The sequence below is a fragment of the Pseudomonas sp. P9_35 genome (assembly GCF_034008205.1).
Taxonomy (GTDB): Bacteria; Pseudomonadota; Gammaproteobacteria; order Pseudomonadales; family Pseudomonadaceae; genus Aquipseudomonas; species Aquipseudomonas kilonensis.
This window is the reverse complement of sequence record NZ_CP125373.1, coordinates 1,126,209-1,145,345: the sequence shown is the minus strand read 5'-3', so window position 1 is coordinate 1,145,345 and position 19,137 is coordinate 1,126,209. Positions and strand designations below refer to the sequence as shown.

Below are 19,137 nucleotides of genomic sequence, written 5' to 3'. Positions count from 1 at the left end.
AAACAACTGCTAACTACCTGATAAAGGGTTGTCTGCCCCCGCCTTCTTCACTCCACACATGTCTTGGGCGTGATACGGATATTTTCAGGCAGACTTTCACCACTTTGCATTTCAGTGCTCAACGCTGGTTCTTTGCGTGCGCTCAACTCAATAGGGTATGGCCCGGTCTGCGCTAGGATTGCTCTTGTTTGAGCGATAAAAGCTTCGTCGTTGCGTGTATAGAAGATCCACTCCCGCTGTTTTCCACCCGTCACCGTGCACACCCACTTCGCTAGCCCTTTATCCTGCATCGCCGGAAGTATCAGCCTCTCCATTTCATTCATCCGGACACGGTCTCGGAGAGCCGGTATGAGCCCCTTGGAGGAGTACTTCCAAGTGACCTTGACCTTAAAAGGTAGTGCCCGCTTTTCAGTCGTCGATATCGAACCAGCACCCTTGTAGAGCATGGGAACGGGTGTATCTGGAAAATCGGACGGTTGGTAAATATCGTCGACAACGTCGACTATTTCCATTGGTTGAGGATAATCGCCGGTATCATCGAGAAGGGCGCTGAGAGCCACACTTTGGCTGGCCCCCCGATCAGCCACACAGTTATCGTACTCCACACTTTTAACCGGGCCCGCATCCAGGCACCGGTCGCGCTCGACCGGTGGGGGCGAATGGGTTTTGGAGCTGGAGCAGCCCGCGATGAGTACGCTTACTAGCGCCAACAACCGGAACCGGTTATGGACGCCCATCTGGCTAAGCCCCAAGCCCAGAGACGGTGATCCGGAGAGTTTGCAGTCCTGGCGTTGCCTGCGAAGCTTTGCTGTGACGTACTGCACGCCATGACCAGACTCCATCAAAGGGCGCTCGGATTTCTCAGTGACCATCGGTGTTTTTCCCTCAACTCTCGACCTCGTCCTGAAGACCGGTCCTTCTAATTCTTACAAAAATGGACCAGAAATGGGGACAGATTTATTTATAAGCCGAGCAAAACCAACAAATCTGCCCCTCTGTGTTTCACAAAATAAATCTGTCCCCTTTTTGCTCCGGCATCATTTTGGGCAGCTCAACTGTTCAGGGCGAAGCTCAATGGAAAAGAGTGTGCTGTTTCTGGCCAGGTAGTGATGCTCCTGGTGAAACTTGAACCTGCGCATCATCGTCAGCAACTGCGGTTCCTTGCAGCCCAGTTCCTCCAAATCACGGCGTATTCTCGCCTCCATGCTGGCCTTGCGTTCCTCGGAGAGGCTGCTCGCCGCTAAGTCGATCCTGTAGCGGTAGAAGATCGTGTCACCGTACGTAAAACCGACGTACTCAAGGGTGGTAATTGCATCCAGTTGCTTTGGCAGCGTCGCGTCCAGCTGGGCGAGGTGCTCGACCAGCAGCGCCTGTTGGGCCATCTTCTCCTGCTCGGCTTTGAGCGCGAAATAGCGTCCAATCCCGGCAATCAGTACTACCGCAGCGATACCCAAATAGAAATTACGCGGATTGCGCCGTTTCTTCGGCGCCAGCTTCATCAACATCTTGAATGACTCGTCTAAGCATGAAAAAGCCCCTAGCGAAACTAGAAGCTATGGGTGAAAACGGTTTGGCCTGACACAACATCCTCGAGGGAGCACTCGGCCAGACGTTTTAATTTTTTATAGGTGTATCAGCTGGTTAGCCGCTAAGTAAGCGCCATTTAAATCCGCCCCCCTTTTTGCTGCTTTTTGCTATTTCTTACTTTTAATAGCCCCATACAAAACAGGATTAAATCCTTCAGGCCAAAGCGTCCACTCATCATACATCGCGCCAGCCAAATTACATTTATCTATTTGCACAACCTCAAAATTTGCCCCATACAATTCAGCCCCTTGAAAATTCACCCCCTCGACATCCGCCCCCGTAAAATTTGCCATTGAAAGATCTGTCCTTGAGAAGTCCGCGTAGGCAAGGATAGACTCTGATAAATCACCCCCCCTCATTACTGAGCCTATTAAAATGGCATTCATTAGCGCTGCGCGCCTCATCTTCGCACCATTCAATATAACGAAGTAAAAAACAGCGTTCCTCAGATTTGCACCAGTAAAATCAGCATAACTAACATCATCCCTCTCAAAAATCGCCCGATGTAAATTTGCCTCTTTAAAATCTGCCCCAACAAAATTATCAAATGGAAACTCTAAAACCTCACCTGATTCAAACCTTATAGCAATCATTTATTACCCCAATCTAACGGAGAGATTTCTAGACTAGCGGTCGGTCTTTTCTTTTCAGCTTTATAGGGCGTCAACACCCCAGGTACTACATCAGACTCTCTACACAGTACTTTTGCCGCAATATATCGATGATTCCCGTCTACAATCACATTACCATCCATCTTAATCGCTGGAGCTATGTCCCCGTTTAGGAGTGTATCGACATATCGCTGAATTGCAGGTAGAGACACACCATCTTGCGCACTAATAGTTTTGTCTCCTTGGAGTGCTTTTTGAATAATTTCTGGGGTTACGTCTGATCCTTTAGACCCCCCCCTGAACTGCCCCTTTTGCATCGCTTAGAAGCTCATCTGCTGTACCACTCAGATTAGGAGTAGCGCCACCTTTCAAAGCAGAGGAGAGTTCTCCGGATAGTGCCTTACCCCCAACGTGCGCAGCTAGCAGTTCTGCCAGCGACTGAGCAGCCTAATAGCCGAGATCCCCGGTCGGGCTCGCTTCTCCGGGATACTGAGCAGGATCAAATGAAGCGAGAACTCGCTCTCCCTCTGCTGAGATATAAGGAGCGTTGGTCTGGTCGAAAGATTCAGCTGCGCTGGCAAACGCGAGAGTTCCCACTGAAAAAGGGGACGGATTTATTTAATAACTGAGCAAGCAAATAAATCCGCCCCCTTTTTCCCACATGAATTACTACTTAGGTATATAGATACAGAATTAGCAACGAAAACAAATGAAAATATTATGGAGGACCACATCCTCATATAAACGCATCTCAAATCTTAAGTCAGAAACTGAAACGGTCCTCAAATACTGTCTGCCCCCCTATTCTGACGACACATTGCCGTGCCACCTCGACGGGTACTACCTTGCCTAAAACCGGCATCATGGCCTTGTAGAACACCTTGTCACAGGCTTCATCTTTACTAAACGGTTGGGCTCTGCCCTCAGCGTCCGCAGTAATGTGGCAGCCCGCTACTAAATCAGCTGGCAGGTCTTTAAAGGCGACAGGCTTTTGAGTAGTGCCCGACTGCGCCTCGATCATTTCATTGCAACCACCGGTTACGGCCCCTTCCTTAACGGTTTTTACAAAAGCAACGCGCTCGTAATCGGTACCGCTGAAAACAGTCTGATCGTTGACGCTAACGCGATACTGCGAAGGCTGGAGCATGATGGATTTGATGCAAAACTGTGTTGTGACCGGCTGATTATTCACCGAGGTCGTTGCCGACTTGCAACCCGGGACTGCGTTGGCGAAGCCACCGTTTTGCGCGCTACCTACGACAGGAATACGCTCCTGAGGCTGCGTAATGTCATAGGTATGCAGTTCACAGCCTCCACCCACAAACTGGAGTTCCGCCAGATAAACCTTGCCTTTCTCCGGCGTGAAAATGGTGCTGATCGGACCGCAACGATAACCGCGGTTGATACTTTCGCCAGTGGCGTAACCCGATACCTCGAATGGCTGATCGGGATCAGCTTGCACTTCCAACTGAGGGAAATGCTTCAAGGTCGCGCTGTGGGCCGTTTCGTTGAGCTTGGCAATCCAGCCGAACACTTTGCCGCGACCGGAATCCACCACTGTCCCCTGCACATCCATACGCCGGTCTGGGTCCGTCGCTCGCCTGATTGCAAATTCCACAGGGACGACATTGCCCGTCGCTTTCATGATCACCTTGGCGTGCTGCGCATCGACGACAACCTTTTTCTGCTGGAATTGGATACCGTCGCGAAGCAGGTTAGGAGAAGAGTCCCGGACGTTGGATTTGCAGCCGGATAACGTCAGAATCAAGCCAAAAATTAGCAGCGTTGTTTTCTTCATGAATGCTCCAAGCGCATCATTGACGCTTAAAAAAAAAAATAGAAAAAAATCTTATGCATCAGCAAGATAAATAAACTCAGCTTATTGGTTCAGGGGGTTACTGACCCAGCCGACTCAGAAGACATAATTTTTGATGACCGAACCTAATACTTTTGCAGAGCATCAGGTCTCAACGCCTCACACTTCGCGACTGGCAAACAAAACAACGCCAAATGTACGTATAAATAGCAAAACAACAAATCTGCCGCCATTTTTTACCACCTTTTAATAACATACTACGACCTACCCTCACCATACTTCTCTACCAAACCTAGCAAATACTCTTCCATCACATCAAAACGAATTGCGGTTGCATATAAGCGTTTCGGGTCTTGCCGGGAGCCCCCCCTAATTAAAGTTGGGACATCGTCACTCAACCACAATTCCTTGCGAGGATAGATCGCATATAAATCCCCCTCAATATCCTCCACAACCATATGCCCTTGCCAAGGATCTTCATACAACTTCCCAGAAATCGATTTAACAAACAAAATAGCCTGCTCACCAACTTTAAGGGCTACATCCCCCCACGCACCACCAGATCGAATGAACTCAACTTCCGAATTAAGAAAACCGCGAACAACTCCTTCCCCTGTAGAATATATCCGCCCAATTTTCGCCCGCAAGACCTGCGGGCGTGGAGCGCCAGTCACATGAACCAAAACAAGATCATGCCTCAACACCTTATCAAGTAAAAAATCTGACTGCTTGTTCATTTCAATGGTCTCCACGGCGTCCCAAGCTGTTCCAGATGAGGTATATAAACTTTCATAACGCCAGAACTTTCCGGGATCGGTATTCCTAGAGCACTTGGGAACGTAGCACAATGAGAGTAGCAATTGAAAAAAGGGACGAAAAAAGGGACAGATTTATTTATCAACGTACAAACCAACAAGCCTGCTCACCTCATAAAATAAATCTGTCCCCTTTCGCATTGATCCTTTTGCACCCTACATATTTTTTACTTTAAGAATTCAACACTGCAAAGCTTACATCACCGGACCTCAAAAATTCTTGAAAACAAGAAATAACAATATCTATATTTCTTGTGATAAAACTTTCCGGATAGTAATCACCCAGAACATCAACCATTTTTGCTCCAGCCGACATATTATTAAGAGTACGCACAACATGCTCACCATCATCAAGGTATTGGTTCAGCATCAGAATATAATTTCCAGAATCAGCATAAAGATTGATTTCGTAAGGCCCGGTTTCAGGTGCCGGAAAAATAGACAACGAAGCGACGCCGCCGACTTTACTATATTCACATATAATGGACCTTACATCTTCCAAGGTCGGCTGATCAATAAGAGGGATTTGCGATCTGCCATGCTCAGGACTAAGGGTATAGCCTCCGATGATCATCTATTTTTTCTCCTTAATAGACTTCGAAAAAGGGGACAGATTTATTTAACACTAAAGCATGGGCATCGCTCTCCGCGCCTTAAATAAATCCGTCCCCTTTTTTTCGTCCCCTTTTTTTCAGCGAGTTGGCCACTCAATTTTGCCCAATCGCCTGTGCCTTTTGTACCATTAGCTCAAACCGCATGCCCTCAGGAAAAACAGCAGCGACATTTTCTGCTCACTATCCGCGTCTGAAGACAAGACATCCCCTAAAGTAACCGTGCCACACTCAAAGTCCAACACAACATCAAAACAGTTGAATTCAAAACTTCTTATGGCGACCTGCGCCCCTGGCCTTAAAGAGTCCTTCACTGCGGCCTCAAGCACCTCTCGAACAGAATCATTAAACTCCTGCTCCAAAAAGGCGCTAAGCAAATCATTACTCATAGCACAATCTCATTTGGGGAATGCCGTATTTATGATTCCATCCCTAATATTTACCTTAAGAACACTGGTTGGCTTTCCAGAAACATCCACGCCAATAGTCTTTCCAACGTTGTACTCAACCACATACCCACCCGGACCATTGGGAGTTACCTTCCCATATTGCAAAGCGCGATCAACATAGCTCGAAACATCTTTTACAGATGTCCCAGCAGCAAATTTACTTGTATTGGAGAACCCAGAGTCAGGGCCATGGCGATAGAAGACATGCTCAATGCCTGTCATCAGTCCGCCGGGCTTATAGGTGTTATTTGCCATACCCGTCATCAGCCCGCCTTGCTTATAGGTGTTAGAGCCCCACGACGCCTCAATTTGCCGGGGTGCCGGCAACGCTTTCAAGGGCTCAGTAGCTTTTGCCCCGCTTAGAAGCTCATCTGCTGTACCACCCAGATTGGGAGTAGCGCCACCTTTCAAAGCAGAGGAGAGTTCTCCGGATAGTGCCTTACCCCCAACGTGCGCGGCTAGCAGTTCTGCCAGCGACTGAGCAGCCTTATAGCCGAGATCCCCGGTCGGGCTCGCTTCTCCGGGGTACTGAGCAGGATCAAATGAAGCGAGAACTCGCTCACCCTCTGCTGAGATATAAGGAGCATTGGTCTGGTCGAAAGATTCAGCTGCGCTTGCAAACGCGAGAGTTCCCACCGATCCCAAGGCGAATGGTGCCGCGCAACCTACAACGCTTACGCAGGCAGGGGCGGAGCCGACCATACCCATATAAGAGAGCGTGCCCGCTCCCGCCTCCACGGCCGCACTCCCCGTCCACCCTAGGTCGTTAATTAACTCATCATGAGCACTGAGGGTGTCGTCTATCCGATCTCCAAAGCCATAATCAAACTGTCCTGTGCTTTTAAGTAGCGCGAGTTCCTCAGTAAACCCTTGCCCTAGCGTTTCTCGTTTCACGAGCTCATCGTAGTGTTTATCACTCGACGGAACGGACTTACTGCAGTGGGTCAATGCACATGCAGCTGCATCGAGGCGGGCCTTGTTATCGGGGTTGCGTCGACGTTGCTCATCCAATGCAACGGTTTGCATTTCATGCAACGAATGGTTGTACTGCGTGGCGTTCCTCGCCACCCAGGCACCTTTCTCTAGCTTGCTGGCATCTCCATCCGCCTGCGAAGCTGCCGCAAGCAACCCAACCATCTGGGAGCTCATGCTCAGCAGGTTTTGATCACCTTTAACCAGATCGTAGAGATGCCCAACTAGCGCCTCGTTAGCCCCCGCTGCCAAGGCTCCGATTTTGAAATCACTGCCAGTAGCTTCGGCGAGAAGCCCGCCCACCATTGCTTGAATCACAATTTTCCGTGGCGAGCCCGGGGCGTACACATTCTTCGTGTAGTCGCCCACCGCGTTGAAGCTTGCTGCCGCCAAGGTGTTGAACAGCGCGCTTTTCAACGCATCGCTAGCACTCCCTCCCTGTCCAAGCGCCTTGCTCAGTAACATGGAGGTTCCGTTCTGCAACGTTTGGTTGGCGGCAAATTGACCGACGCCTTTCCAAGTGCTCAGTGAGCTCGACGTGCTTACATTGTCGACTGCGGTATTCGTTTCAGTGCCAGTCCACCCATCAAAATATGCAGCCGTCAGCCCTGCTGTAACGCCAGCGATGGCATACCCCTTCATGGCATCTGAAGAAGTCACGTCCTTGAACACGGCGCCAAGATTGCCGCGATTATTGACAACGCTGACGGTCGCGTTTGTTGCAGCTCCCGCTGCCACGGCGCCGGCCGCGGCTGAAATACCAGCAGCCGTCTCCGCCGTAATTGTTCCGGCGGCGACCATCCCTCCAGTCGCGGTTCCCATTGCGCCTGCCGCTAACGGTCCAACGACCGCTGCCATCAAAATCGCAATGATGATCTGCGAAGCCGGCCCCAAGCCGGAGTTGCTGTACTTGAAGCTGTCGTGGATCTCTTTGACTTGACGCCAGTCCACATCACCGCGTTTTTCCGCGTCCTTGAGCCATGCCAATTGCGGATCAGCCTTGACCATCGCATCGATGGATTGGCTGACGGTTTGCTGATTGACCTGGTTGATATCGATCTTCAAACCGTTGACGGCTTTGATCGCAACATTGCCCTCAGCAATAAACTGGCTTTGGCGCAAGGTTTCGTCGGTCTTGCCCTTACCCTTGGACGAGACCCAGAACGCATTGTTGTCAGTCTTCTCGTGGCTCTCCTGATGTAGATCCTTCACGCCTTCGAAGGTAATGGAACCGCTACTGTCCAGCGTGATGTCCTTGCCGCTCTGCAGTTTCGCCACCTGATACAGCTGGTCGCCGCCGCTGACCAATCGCAGGTCGCCCCCGGTAGTGATTTCACTGCCGATGTTTTTCACATCGGTCACTTCATCCCGCTGAGTCTTCTTACTCCCCCAACCACCTTTCTTCTTCATGTCATACAGCGAATAGTCGCGGTTCTGCGCAGCCAGCAGCTCAAGCTTGCCACCCGCCACGAAGTAGGCCTGGTTTGCAGCGTTGACCTTGCTGGCGATCATCGCCAAATCCTGCCCCGCGCTCATTACAACGTTGCGCCCCGCATTAACCGTCGAGGCCACCTGACTGACGTGGTCCTCTTGGCGGGTGACCTTCTTGCTCTTGCTGTAGGAATGCTGCTCATCCGCCGCCGAGGCGAAGGTCAAGTTTCCTTGAGCAGCCATGGCAACGTCGCGCTTGGCATCGATCTGAGTGCCGACAACGGTGAGGTTGCGACCAGCGTTGACGGTCAGGTCGCGGCCGCTGTCGAGGCTGGAGCCGTATTGCTTGATGTCTTGGTCGCGATGCCGGCCGCGAGTGCCGCTGGTGATGCGTTCGGCGGCGATGAGATTGACATCGCGCGTGGCGTTTAGGGTGGTGTCGGCGCCACTTTTCAGCACGCCGCCGACGCTGTTGATGTCACGCCCTGCGCTGATGATCAGGTTGTTGCCGGCTTCGATACGTGCGGCGCTGTCGATGAAGTCGGTGCGTTCGCTGCGGTAGCCGCTGTCGCTTTCGTGGGTGGTAACGGTACGCTCGTTAGTCACGTCGCCAGTCAGAGCAACAACACTGACATCCCGCCCAGCAATAACCCCACCCGCCCTGTTAGTCAGGTTATTACTCGCCAACGCATCCAGCCGACCACCCGCTTCCATCAACCCACTGTTGACCAGGCTGTCGCCCGCCGTCGCCCTCAGGTTGCTGGACGCACGCAAGGTGCCCGCATTGTTCAGATTCTTACCAGCAATCAGGCTGACGTCTGAGCCCTGAATCAGCGCACCATTCGGCGCCAGACGATTGTTGGCTTGAGCCAGGTAAAGCACCGGCACCAGCACCTGTTGATTATTCACCGTCCGGTTTTCCATCCAGACGATGTCATGGGTCAGGGCCGCAACCTGTTCGGCGGTCAAGCTGACGCCCAGGGACAGGTTGAGACTGTCCTTGCTGGCGATGGCATTGTTCATCAGGTACTTGAACATGCCGTCGTCGGAGTTCTGGCCGTCGAGGAAGCGTTGGCCGGTGCGGGCGATCACCGCCTGTTGGATCAGGCGTTGTTCGTAGAAGCCATCGCCCAAACGCTTGGCGGCCACGTCGGGGTCGTAACCCAGGTTTGTCAGCAGGTAGTCCGAGCTCATGAACCGACGCATGTCGGTCAGCGCCGGATTGGTCTCGATCAGGTACTTTTGCGGGTTGGCCTGGAACGAACGGTCCGGCAGGCCACGCACTTGCGTCAGGCCCGTGCTCTGGGTTGGCGTGGCCGAGCCGTCGCCGCTCATGCGGAACAGGCCGTTTTGCCCGGTGGGCAAGTCAAAACCCGGCAAGGTCAGCGGATCGACTTGTTGCTGGGTCAGGCTCGGGGGTAGCTGCCGATTGACGCTGATGCGGGTCGAGAAGGCGTTGTCGGCCTGGGTGTCGGTACGCGGGCCGGCGCCAACGTAGTTGTAGCCGCCTCGCACGACGCCGCTGTTGAGGTCGCCCTGGGTAGGAATGTCGACGGCACCACCGGCCTGGATAATCGCGGCATAGGTCTGGTTATCGGTAGTACTGGTCTGGGTGCGAAACTGCAGAAACTCAGTCTCGGTCATGCCGATGAAGCGGCTCATCGCTGCTTCAAGGCCACCCAGGTCGTTGGCGTTGTAGTCCGGACTCTGCAACCAGTATTTGTTGGTGAAGTCATTCGCGGCGGTGCGCCAGCCACTCGGGTGGCGCGTGCGTTGGGATCTGAAGGTGCGCGAGGTTTCGGTCTCGCCAGTCTCGATGCCGATGTTATTCAGGCTGACGAGGTTGGCGGTCAATGCACCGCCGACGCCGATGCTGCTGCTCCGGTTGGTCAGGGTGTCGCCCTGGATATTCAGGTTGCCGCCGGTGGTGATGCTGGAGGCGGCGCTGGCCGCGGTGACTTCGAACTTGTCGCGCTGGATGATCTGCCAGACGTGGTTTTGCTTGGGACCGTCGCAATCACCTGGGATGCAGGCCACTTCCCTGATCGAGGCGGTGTAGATGCCTGCATCGTGGGTGGTCAAGATCTCGCGGACGTTGTCGATCGTGCTGGCCGCGAGGCGCATGTTGCCGTCGCTCTGCAGCGAGCCGGAGCTGTTGAGAATGCGGCTGGCACGCGTGCCGAGGCCGTCGCGATCGATGCTCAGATCACCCAGGCTGTAGATATCGGCATAGCGGTTGGTCAGGCTATTGACGCGCAGGCTGGTATTGCCGCCGCTGAAGATCAATCCGTGCTCGTTGAGCAGGTCGCCGGTCGATACGCCGAGCGCGCCGGCACTGCCCAACGTGCCGTAGTTGTTGATCGTGGCGGCCGTGACGCTCAGGTCCGCCGCCGAGGTCAGCCGACCGTAGCTGTTGAGGACGCCATCGACCACGACGGTTGTGTTACCACCGCCAGCGATACTGCCGTTTTGCTCCAGACTGATCAGCGCGGCCTTGAGGCCCAAGGTGCCGAGACTGCTCAAGCGGCCGTTGCCTGTATAGGCGCCGGTCAGTTGCAGGTCGATCGCCCCATCGCTGCCGATCAGGCCGTCGACGCGCCAGTTGCTGCCGCGGCCCACCATGCTGTCGGTACTGAGCAGTTGGCCGGTGGCGGTCTGGGTCAACTGGTCGACATTCACGACCAGGTGCCCGGCCTGGATCGCCGTGTTGTTGGTCCAGCGATCAGCCGTCACCGTCAGGTTGCCGTAGGTCACCAGCTGACCGCCCGCCTGGCCCAGGTTGGCTTGGCTGATGCCGAACAATCCCAGGCCAGTGTGCAGCAGCTTGCCACCCACGTTCTGGACGCTGCCGGTGTTGAAGCCCACGTCATTACTGGCGGTTTCCAGGGTGCCGTCGTTGTTATCGAACAGGCCACCGATCTTGAACACCGTGGTGCTGTTCTGGCCCAGGGTGCGCAGTTGGCCTTTCTGGTTGCTCAGGCTGGCGGCCAGAATGTCCAGGCTGTCCTGGCTTTCGATGACGCCGGCGTTGTTGTTCAGCGCACCCGAAAGGTCAAAGTCGATGCGACTGGCGCTGACCTGCCCGCCGCCGCTGTTGTCCATGCCCCGGCCAGTGACCCAGACCTTGCCCGTGGCGTATATCCCGCCGTTGCGATTGTTGATATCCGCCACCGCGTTGGTGACCACGACATCGCCGGCTTGCGCAGCGATGCGTCCGCCGTCGTTGAACAGCCCAGCCAAGGCTCGGATGCTGAGTCCTTGAGCCTGGATCGTGCCGCCCTGACGGTTCACGTCATAGCCGTTTTTCAGCACGCCGGTGGTTCGTGCCTCCAGCGCGGCCTTGACGCTGGACAGCACGCCGCCACGGTTGTCCAGGTTGGTGGCGAAGACATTCAGCTTGGCGTCCTTGGCGATGATGCTGCCGCCCTGGTTATCGATGTCGCCGGATACATCCACGGTGACCAGGCCCTCGCCTTGCAGCGTGCCCTTGGCGTTATTCAGACTGGCAGCATCGAGCTCGACCTCGGCAGCACGGCTAGCGAGCAGGCCTTTTTCGGCGTTGTTGACCGCGCCGGTGGCGCTGACCAGCAACTTGCCATTGGCGGCGACGGTGCCTTTGTTGCTGTTGTCCAGGCTGGCGGTGTGCACGGTCATGACACCTTGGCTGGACAGTTCGCCGCCCCGGTTATTGATCGCGCCGGTGTTAGTGATGTCGAGATTTTTGCCGGCCATGACCAGGCCGGTCAGGTTGTCCAGGCTGTCGAGGACCAGGGTCGCGCTGTTCAGGCTCGACAGTTCACCTGCATTGTTTTCCAGATGGCCCAGGTTGGCCGTCAGCAGGCCCTGGCTATTGATCAGGCCGCCCTGGCTGTTGAGGACTTGATCGGCGCTCAGGTGCAGTTCGGTGTTACCCAGGATCCGACCTTTATTGCGGTTATCCACAACGTTGCCGGTGACGGTGGTCTTGCCCTGCCCACTGAGCGTGCCGCCCTGGTTGTTCAGCGCTGCGGTAGTCGTGACATTCAGGTCGTGGCTGGCGATGACGGTTTTGCCGGCGTTGTTCAACTGCTTGGCGGTGAGGGTGACATCACCCGTGGTATTGCGGCTGTTATCGGCGTTGACCCCGGCTTCGATAATGCCGTTGTTGCTCAGTGTGCCACCGCTGTCCAGATGAACGTTGTTGCGGGCTACCAGGTTGCTCTGGCTGGTCAGGTCGCCCTGGGTCTTCACGTCCAGGCGGCTACCGGCGTACACCTGGCCACGGGTTTCCAGGCTTTTGGCGTCGATGACGATGGCACCGGCAGCAGCCGTCTGCGCCATGCTCAAATGACCATTGGCATCCAGCTGAATATCCCCCCCACTGGCAACCATCTTGCCGTCCAGCTTCACACCAACCCCGGCCTCGGTGCCCACCAGCTTGATCGCGCCGGCGTACATACCACCCAACGCCGACGAGTCGATAGCCAGTTCTGGTTTCGCACTGCCGTCATCGGCACGGGCAGTGGCGTTCAGGGTATTGGCGTTGACGTCATTGCGCCCAGCCACGATGGTCAGGTTCTTGGCCTGGATCTCGGCATTGATCTTGGCGCTGCGGGTGATGATTTCGAAGCGGTCGACGTTGTTCACGTTGAGGCCCGCGCCTTCAATGGCGACGCTGCCCTGGTCCACCTGATAGCGGCCCACCTGGCCGTTTTCGATGATCGGCTTGCCCGTGGTCAGGGTCGCCTTCGGGGTGTTGATAAACCCGCAGCCATTGCAGGTGATGCCATAGGGGTTGGCGACGATGACGTGGGCCGACTGCCCCGCCACTTCGGTGTAGCCGCGCAACTGGCTCGGGTTGCCGCCGTTGACTTCGTTGAGGATGACCTTCGCGGCCGTGCCCTGGAGGTTCGGGTTGCCGAGGATGATCCCACCCAGTTGCGTGGACTGGGCGGGGTTGGTGGCGTTGTTGAGGATTACGCCGTTGCTGCCGACGTTGTAGTCCTTGAACTGGTTGTGGGACAGGCCGCTGCCGTTGGGCTTGGCGATGTTGACCACCGGCACGCCGTTACCGGCCTGGCCGAGGCTGGTGCCCGGCGCGCTGACCACGATGCCGCCCGCCTGGGCCCACATCGGCTGCCAGAACATGACGTTGGCCAGCAGGAACGCCAGGCCGCGCTTGGGCATGCCCCAGAAGGCGTCGCGGGTTTGCAGGGCAGCAGAAGGCTGGCGGGCCAGGAAGGCGTAAGCGAGTGTTAGCGGAGAACGGCACAGCAGCGCCAGGCATAACCTCACCCAATGGGCGGGTAAGAACATGTTCGATCCCTCGATATGCAAATGACAGCAAGCTCGTGAGCGGACGAACAGCCAAAAACCGGCTTCCCTCCTAAAACACTCACGTTGCTGATGCGCAAACCACGCGCACACAAGACTCTGCATATCGCTTTCGGTTCAAGAGAGCGGGGATTTTCCATGCAAAAAAGAGATGCGTCCCACAGGACGTGTCGAAAAACACAACAAAAACGACGTATCAGATCCCTCAGGAACAGACCACGGCTCGAAGAAGCACTGTCACCTTCTCTCGGACAAACGTGGCCTATCCCTGTCAGTTTCAAGCGCTTATCTAGGGTCGATGACATCCAGTGCACGGTTTGCCAATAGCTGACTCAGCTCGATCAACTGTTGCAGCCCTAATGCAAAATTCCGTCGAGAATCCTCCAGGTCGAACGCCAGATCGCTGGCCATGGCATTGGCGGAGGCCAAGGTTTCGCTGAGATTGGCCAACAGGCTTTCAGCATCGACGCCCTCCACGACAGTGAACAACTGGTCCGGAGGCGGCTTCTTGTCAGGCTGGGCGGGTTTGGGGTTCAGATAGGAATCGATGACACGTTCGGCGTTGGCGTCGGCAGCGATGTCCAGATGCAGCGGTGGAACGGGTGGGTCGGGGATGAGTTTGTCCATATGGACCTCCTAACGTCAGTCGGATCCGCCACTATTCGCGACTAAACGAAGTGGGGTGGCGGCTGTGCGCAGGTTAGTCGACCGGGACGTTAGGAAACCGGCGCACCCGAAAGTGCCCTGCGCACAGCCACCATAAAATCGGCGAGAAAACGCAGCCTGACTTCAAGGAGACCTTGCGCCTAACGAAATACCGAGCGACTAAACCCGACCGCTGAATTGGCAGCGGTGGACAAAGACTAGGCACCGAAATCAGCAGGCGCAAGAGGCTGGAATTTTCTAGGAAATGTCCTGCAAGTCAATGGGGAATATTCGTTCCGTCGATTCCTACGACAAGTCTGTTTAACGATTCCATAAAGGCACAAATTGCGTATAGTCCCGCCCGCCGCCCTTGCGGCAATCAGTTTTGGCAGCCCACAACCTCTGATGGAGCATGAGTTTTGTACAAGAAATTTACAGGGATCGTTTTTCTGCTATTGAGCGGCTGCTCACTGCATCCGTATACCAAGGACGAACTGCTGAACACTGGCGTAACCAGCCCCGAGTACTGCCTGTCGCAAGAGCGGGCGGTGGTCGAAGAGCGGGTGCAAGGCTACCTGAACCACTGCTTTCACCCACAAGTGACCGAGCTCACGACGGGTGGGAGACTCGTCAATACCATCCAATTGAAAGTCGACAGCAATGCCGACAGAAGCGACATGGTGCTATGGGCACCAACGATCTACGGCAGCCAGTTCTATATGAACGTGATCGTCTCGGAAAAGAACCCCGCTTGCAAAACCACCATGACTGCCGTGGCCTCAGGCTGGGGATTTGGACGAAATTTTCCGAAGATCCTGGAAAGCGCGAATGGGGGAGACCCGTGGTGTCCGCTGTAACCACAAAAGAAGGGGATAGCAAAATAAAACTGCGCCATGGGCGAGCGATCAACAATCCGGCTTCTGTGGCGAGGGAGCTTGCTCCCGCTGGGCTGCGAAGCAACCCTCGCTATTCATCGCCAACGGCTACGCCAACCGACAGAGAGCAAACGCCCTTTACACGATAATATTATTGGACCGCCTGCCCGGCTGATTCAGAAGGCGTCGTTGTGACCGCCGGCTCTATAACTTTCGCGGAACGCCCTGTCTCGACATCACGAACTTCGTAATACCACCATTTCATCGAAGAAACGCCATAAAGCCCATAGGTACGGCCACCGACCAAATCCACGGTCATTTCAATTGGACGTGAGTATCCGGTTCCAATAGCGTACTGCACGGAAAGTTTATGCCGTCCTGCTCCGACTCGATACTCGGTTTGGCGGGCTAGCCAATATAGCGACGTATCGTCATCGATCTCGTCTATCGACAGATGCTTGTCGAACTGCCGAATTGTCGCGACCTCGTCCCAGGGTTTTCCTTCTGCGCTTTTATGTTCGTAATGAATGCACCCGGTCAGCGTGAAGCAGAATAAAGTCATCACTACAAAGCGTAAAACAACATCGTGTCGCATCAATGGCCCTCCAAGGCACGCTTTTATCTCGACTCAGAGAAAAGAAGGAGAGAAAAGGGACAGATCTATTTATAAACCAAGAAAAGCAATGAGCCTGACCCTCTGCGCCTCACAAAATAAATCTGTCCCCTTTTCAGTCTCATTACCCAGTTGCTTTTGCACCAGCTAATCAAGCGAGAATGATGAGAAGTAGAACGACAATTTTTTATCCTCAAGATCACTCAATTGATAACGCATCCTATCAAAGCCGGAATCCAGCTTATTAACGTTCATGTGCATCAACTGAGTTAATCCGCCGCCAAAATCATGGGACGTAAATTGGCAAATATCAATGAATCTGATATTCACGACATCAGCCCCTACCTTTTCAGAGGCCGAAATCGATAGAGATAAATCATAAGCCATCCCGTCAACATTCAACTGAATACTAATTGCATGCAAGCAGTTGTGAGCAACAAGCAATTCATTCAACTCTGGAAGACTAATCATTATTGATCCTCGTCTCTTTCCCATTGGAACCATAGCCTGGACCATATTCATAGGTATGCGTGTGGGGGTCGGAATGATATTCCGCAGGCTTTTCTTGGTTCCCATATCCGTGATTAGTGTAATCCGTTCTTTTAACCTGCCGGCCATACTGGTCGTACTCGATCACAGATTTTTCCAGTTTCCCAGTCGCGGGGTTGTACCTCTCCTGTGTCACACTCCTCTATTCCAGGAGTCGTCTGATGCGGTTTCTTCCCGGTAAATACCTTAAAGAAAGGGGACCAAGAAAGGGGACAGATTTATTTATAACCCGAGCAAAACCAAAAAATCTGTCCCTCTGCGCTTCACAAAATAAATCCGCCCCTTTTTGTTCGGGTGAAACGGTATAGTCTGACGCAATATCCTCGAGGGAACACTCGGCCAGTCTTTTTTCATTTTTTATAGGTATATCCGTTGACTAACCGTTACGTAAGTGCAATTTAAATCGACCCACCTTTTGAATGAGCACAGCAATATCCCTCGACACAAGTTAAATAAGCTCGAACACCTGCGACTACTCATCCACCAGAACAGCCAAAGCCATTACAACTTGGTTCGAATTATCTTCCAAACTCACACCATACCCGGAAACCTCCAGACCACTATAATCACCCATAGCAACATACCACTCCTCTTCGGCATCAAACTCTAGCTCAGCGCAACGCTGAAGATCACTTAACAGGTCACCCAAACCTACACCACAAGCCAACTTACCCTTGTATGAATTTACTGGCCTGCCGCCGCCCCTGTACTTTTCAAACATCAAAACCTTAACCGCATAAATCTTCCAAGAGCGGACAACAACATATAGCGCCCGAGGATCAGCACCCGCATGTTCTGGACTATTAAAAAACAAACGCCAATTTGTCAAATCCCTATCAAAAACAGAGAAACCATATCCCCCATTACCATCCGAGTCGAGACCCTTTACCATGGAAAGAACTGGCGAACCTTCAAACTGATAAAGAGCTTTACCTTCATCGACCAAATAACGACCAAGCACCCTTTCGAATTCAGCCACTGATATTAACAGAGGAATTCCGGCTAAAGATTTGGCAGGCACTACAGGTGCATGCCAAGAGATTTCAATGTTTACATCGTAGCTCATTCCGGAACCCACCTATTTCTAGACGAGTCGAATATAACTTTAACGCCCTGAGGATTCAAATATTTAAAGGAAAGGGGACAGATTTATTTATAACCCAAGAAAAGTAATGAGCCTATCCCTCTGCCCTCACAAAATAAATCTGCCCCTTTTTTTGAGCACTTTTTCGCCCTAAACACTTAACACCAATGAACTTACATCACCAAAACTTAAAAACTCCTGAAAACAAGAAACAACGAACCCTATATCTCTTGTAATTAAATTCGCTTGATAGCAATCACCCAATACGTCAATCAGCTTTGTTCCAGCTGACGTATTATTAAGGGTACGCACAACGTGTTCCCCATCATCCAAGTACTGATTCAACATCAAAAGATAATTTCCAGAATCAGCATAAAGATTGATTTCGTAAGGCCCAACGTCAGGTACAGGGGTAATAGACAACGAAGTGACACCATCGAATCTACCACATTCATATATAATGGATTTAACATCTTCCATGGTCGGCTGATGAACAAGAGGGATTTGCAATCTACCGCACTCAGGACTAAGCGTATACCCTCCGATTACCATCTATTTTTTCTCCTTAATGGACTTCATACCTGACTCCCAGTAATAATTTTTCGGCAGTCCTGTTTTATCATCTATAGCTCTTACGATTCAAGATTTCAACTCAGCCTTTTCCGCGGCAGCGGCTATGTCGCCTTTGCAGAATCCGCATACATCCTTTCCTGCGACTGTCATGGACATGTCCGCTCCGGTGGTTTTACCAGCGCTATATGCTTGCTGAATCACACCGATCTCAGCGTGGGCATCTTTCATATTTCCGTTTGGATAAAGCTTGCCAGGATTCGAAGCGGCTTTATCTGCAATTCTATTCGTGATCAACGAAGGTATTTTTGGATCTGCCTCGTTGAGCGGACGAGAGGTTTGATTGACGTCTTGAAAGGTCTGTCCTCCTACCTTTCCCTCTGCCGCCACTTTTGGTGCAGCTCCCTTAGCCGTTCCTTCTATTACATTTCTCTCGACCAGCGCAGCGGCTTCCAGATCCGTAAGCATGCTTGTTGCATTCGCATTCTTGGACGCAGCGCCTTTTGCACCTGCACTACCATTGACACGTCCAGAGGAACCGATCTTTGGAATCCCAAGGCTCGCAGCATTCATGGCGCCGACCACGATATTGCCGATGCCATTCCATGTATCACCGTCGTAGACTTGGCCTGCACCGTGGCCTGCCTGGAGTACACCATTGGCCGCTGCAGCGACTCGAATCGTAGTGCCGAGGTTACCCGTCAGAAAATAAAAGGAAAGGGGACAGATCTATTTATAAACCAAAAAAAGCAATGAGCCTGACCCTCTGCGCCTCACAAAATAAATCTGTCCCCTTTTCAGTCTTACTCTTTTCATACGGCAAGCGACCTTTACCAATCTTTGTTCCCAGCTTTGTATTGAGATTAGCCGATTGTGATGCAAAGAAGTCATCTACTTCGCCAAAACCTGGAACCTTCTCTGTCCCTTTTGAGCCAACAGTTCAATCACAAAATAATTGAGTCCAAAATAAACTGTAGTTTCACAGGATCCGCAGCATTCCCAAAATAATATTCATTCCCTCCATCACCGACCAGTTCAGGGGGTGTCGACTTCCAATATAGCACGAAATATTTTTCGTCCAACAAATCCTCTAGTGCGCCTGCATCATCATATGTTGAAACTCTAATGAACGGCCCATACTCCGAATGAATAGACACCATCACTCTCTCTCCGATTTTCGAATCAATCATAGCCCG

General features: G+C 52.9%; 16 protein-coding genes. 1 reads left to right on the top strand and 15 read right to left on the bottom strand.

Features of this window, described 5'->3' with window-relative positions; genetic code table 11:
* Positions 1-47: 47 nt before the first annotated feature.
* From QMK47_RS04865 to QMK47_RS04825, 9 genes are all read right to left on the bottom strand, one after another.
* Entirely contained in the window at positions 48-872 is an 825-nt protein-coding gene (locus QMK47_RS04865) for a DUF695 domain-containing protein (protein WP_320389884.1), read from the bottom strand.
* Between the two features lie 165 nt (positions 873-1,037).
* Complete coding sequence (locus tag QMK47_RS04860) at positions 1,038-1,505, bottom strand: hypothetical protein (protein WP_320389883.1); 468 nt, start codon at positions 1,503-1,505, stop codon at positions 1,038-1,040.
* A 189-nt stretch (positions 1,506-1,694) separates the two neighbouring features.
* Entirely contained in the window at positions 1,695-2,180 is a 486-nt protein-coding gene (locus tag QMK47_RS04855; RefSeq protein ID WP_320389882.1) for a pentapeptide repeat-containing protein, read from the bottom strand.
* Between the two features lie 781 nt (positions 2,181-2,961).
* A complete protein-coding gene (locus QMK47_RS04850) occupies positions 2,962-3,996 on the bottom strand; it encodes a hypothetical protein (protein WP_320389881.1) in 1,035 nt (344 codons plus the stop codon).
* 275 nt (positions 3,997-4,271) lie between these two features.
* Positions 4,272-4,751, bottom strand: a complete 480-nt coding sequence (locus tag QMK47_RS04845) for a hypothetical protein (RefSeq protein ID WP_320389880.1) — start codon at positions 4,749-4,751, stop codon at positions 4,272-4,274.
* Positions 4,752-5,001: 250 nt separating this feature from the next.
* On the bottom strand, positions 5,002-5,403 hold the full coding sequence (locus QMK47_RS04840) for a DUF6911 family protein (RefSeq protein ID WP_320389879.1): 402 nt from the start codon (positions 5,401-5,403) through the stop codon (positions 5,002-5,004).
* Positions 5,404-5,571: 168 nt separating this feature from the next.
* Positions 5,572-5,829 (bottom strand): hypothetical protein, encoded by a 258-nt coding sequence (locus QMK47_RS04835; protein WP_320389878.1) that lies wholly within the window; start codon positions 5,827-5,829, stop codon positions 5,572-5,574.
* Between the two features lie 9 nt (positions 5,830-5,838).
* Positions 5,839-13,458, bottom strand: a complete 7,620-nt coding sequence (locus tag QMK47_RS04830) for a DUF637 domain-containing protein (protein ID WP_320390509.1) — start codon at positions 13,456-13,458, stop codon at positions 5,839-5,841.
* A 432-nt stretch (positions 13,459-13,890) separates the two neighbouring features.
* Positions 13,891-14,232, bottom strand: a complete 342-nt coding sequence (locus QMK47_RS04825; protein WP_265072670.1) for a DUF6124 family protein — start codon at positions 14,230-14,232, stop codon at positions 13,891-13,893.
* 437 nt (positions 14,233-14,669) lie between these two features.
* Here QMK47_RS04825 and QMK47_RS04820 point away from each other — a divergent pair, with 437 nt between their 5' ends.
* Positions 14,670-15,107 (top strand): hypothetical protein, encoded by a 438-nt coding sequence (locus QMK47_RS04820; RefSeq protein WP_320389877.1) that lies wholly within the window; start codon positions 14,670-14,672, stop codon positions 15,105-15,107.
* 169 nt (positions 15,108-15,276) lie between these two features.
* Here the strand turns inward: QMK47_RS04820 and QMK47_RS04815 are convergent, their stop codons facing one another.
* From QMK47_RS04815 to QMK47_RS04790, 6 genes are all read right to left on the bottom strand, one after another.
* Positions 15,277-15,720, bottom strand: a complete 444-nt coding sequence (locus tag QMK47_RS04815; RefSeq protein WP_060613273.1) for a hypothetical protein — start codon at positions 15,718-15,720, stop codon at positions 15,277-15,279.
* Positions 15,721-15,885: 165 nt separating this feature from the next.
* A complete protein-coding gene (locus QMK47_RS04810) occupies positions 15,886-16,209 on the bottom strand; it encodes a hypothetical protein (RefSeq protein WP_235582563.1) in 324 nt (107 codons plus the stop codon).
* Positions 16,210-16,759: 550 nt separating this feature from the next.
* Positions 16,760-17,353 carry a hypothetical protein gene (locus tag QMK47_RS04805; protein WP_320389876.1) on the bottom strand — a complete coding sequence of 198 codons (594 nt, stop codon included), beginning with the start codon at positions 17,351-17,353 and terminating at the stop codon, positions 16,760-16,762.
* Between the two features lie 168 nt (positions 17,354-17,521).
* Positions 17,522-17,923, bottom strand: a complete 402-nt coding sequence (locus QMK47_RS04800) for a DUF6911 family protein (RefSeq protein WP_320412950.1) — start codon at positions 17,921-17,923, stop codon at positions 17,522-17,524.
* Positions 17,924-18,010: 87 nt separating this feature from the next.
* Positions 18,011-18,514 carry a hypothetical protein gene (locus QMK47_RS04795; RefSeq protein ID WP_320389874.1) on the bottom strand — a complete coding sequence of 168 codons (504 nt, stop codon included), beginning with the start codon at positions 18,512-18,514 and terminating at the stop codon, positions 18,011-18,013.
* A gap of 371 nt (positions 18,515-18,885) precedes the next feature.
* Positions 18,886-19,131, bottom strand: a complete 246-nt coding sequence (locus tag QMK47_RS04790; RefSeq protein ID WP_214512173.1) for a hypothetical protein — start codon at positions 19,129-19,131, stop codon at positions 18,886-18,888.
* Between the last annotated feature and the right edge of the window lie 6 nt (positions 19,132-19,137).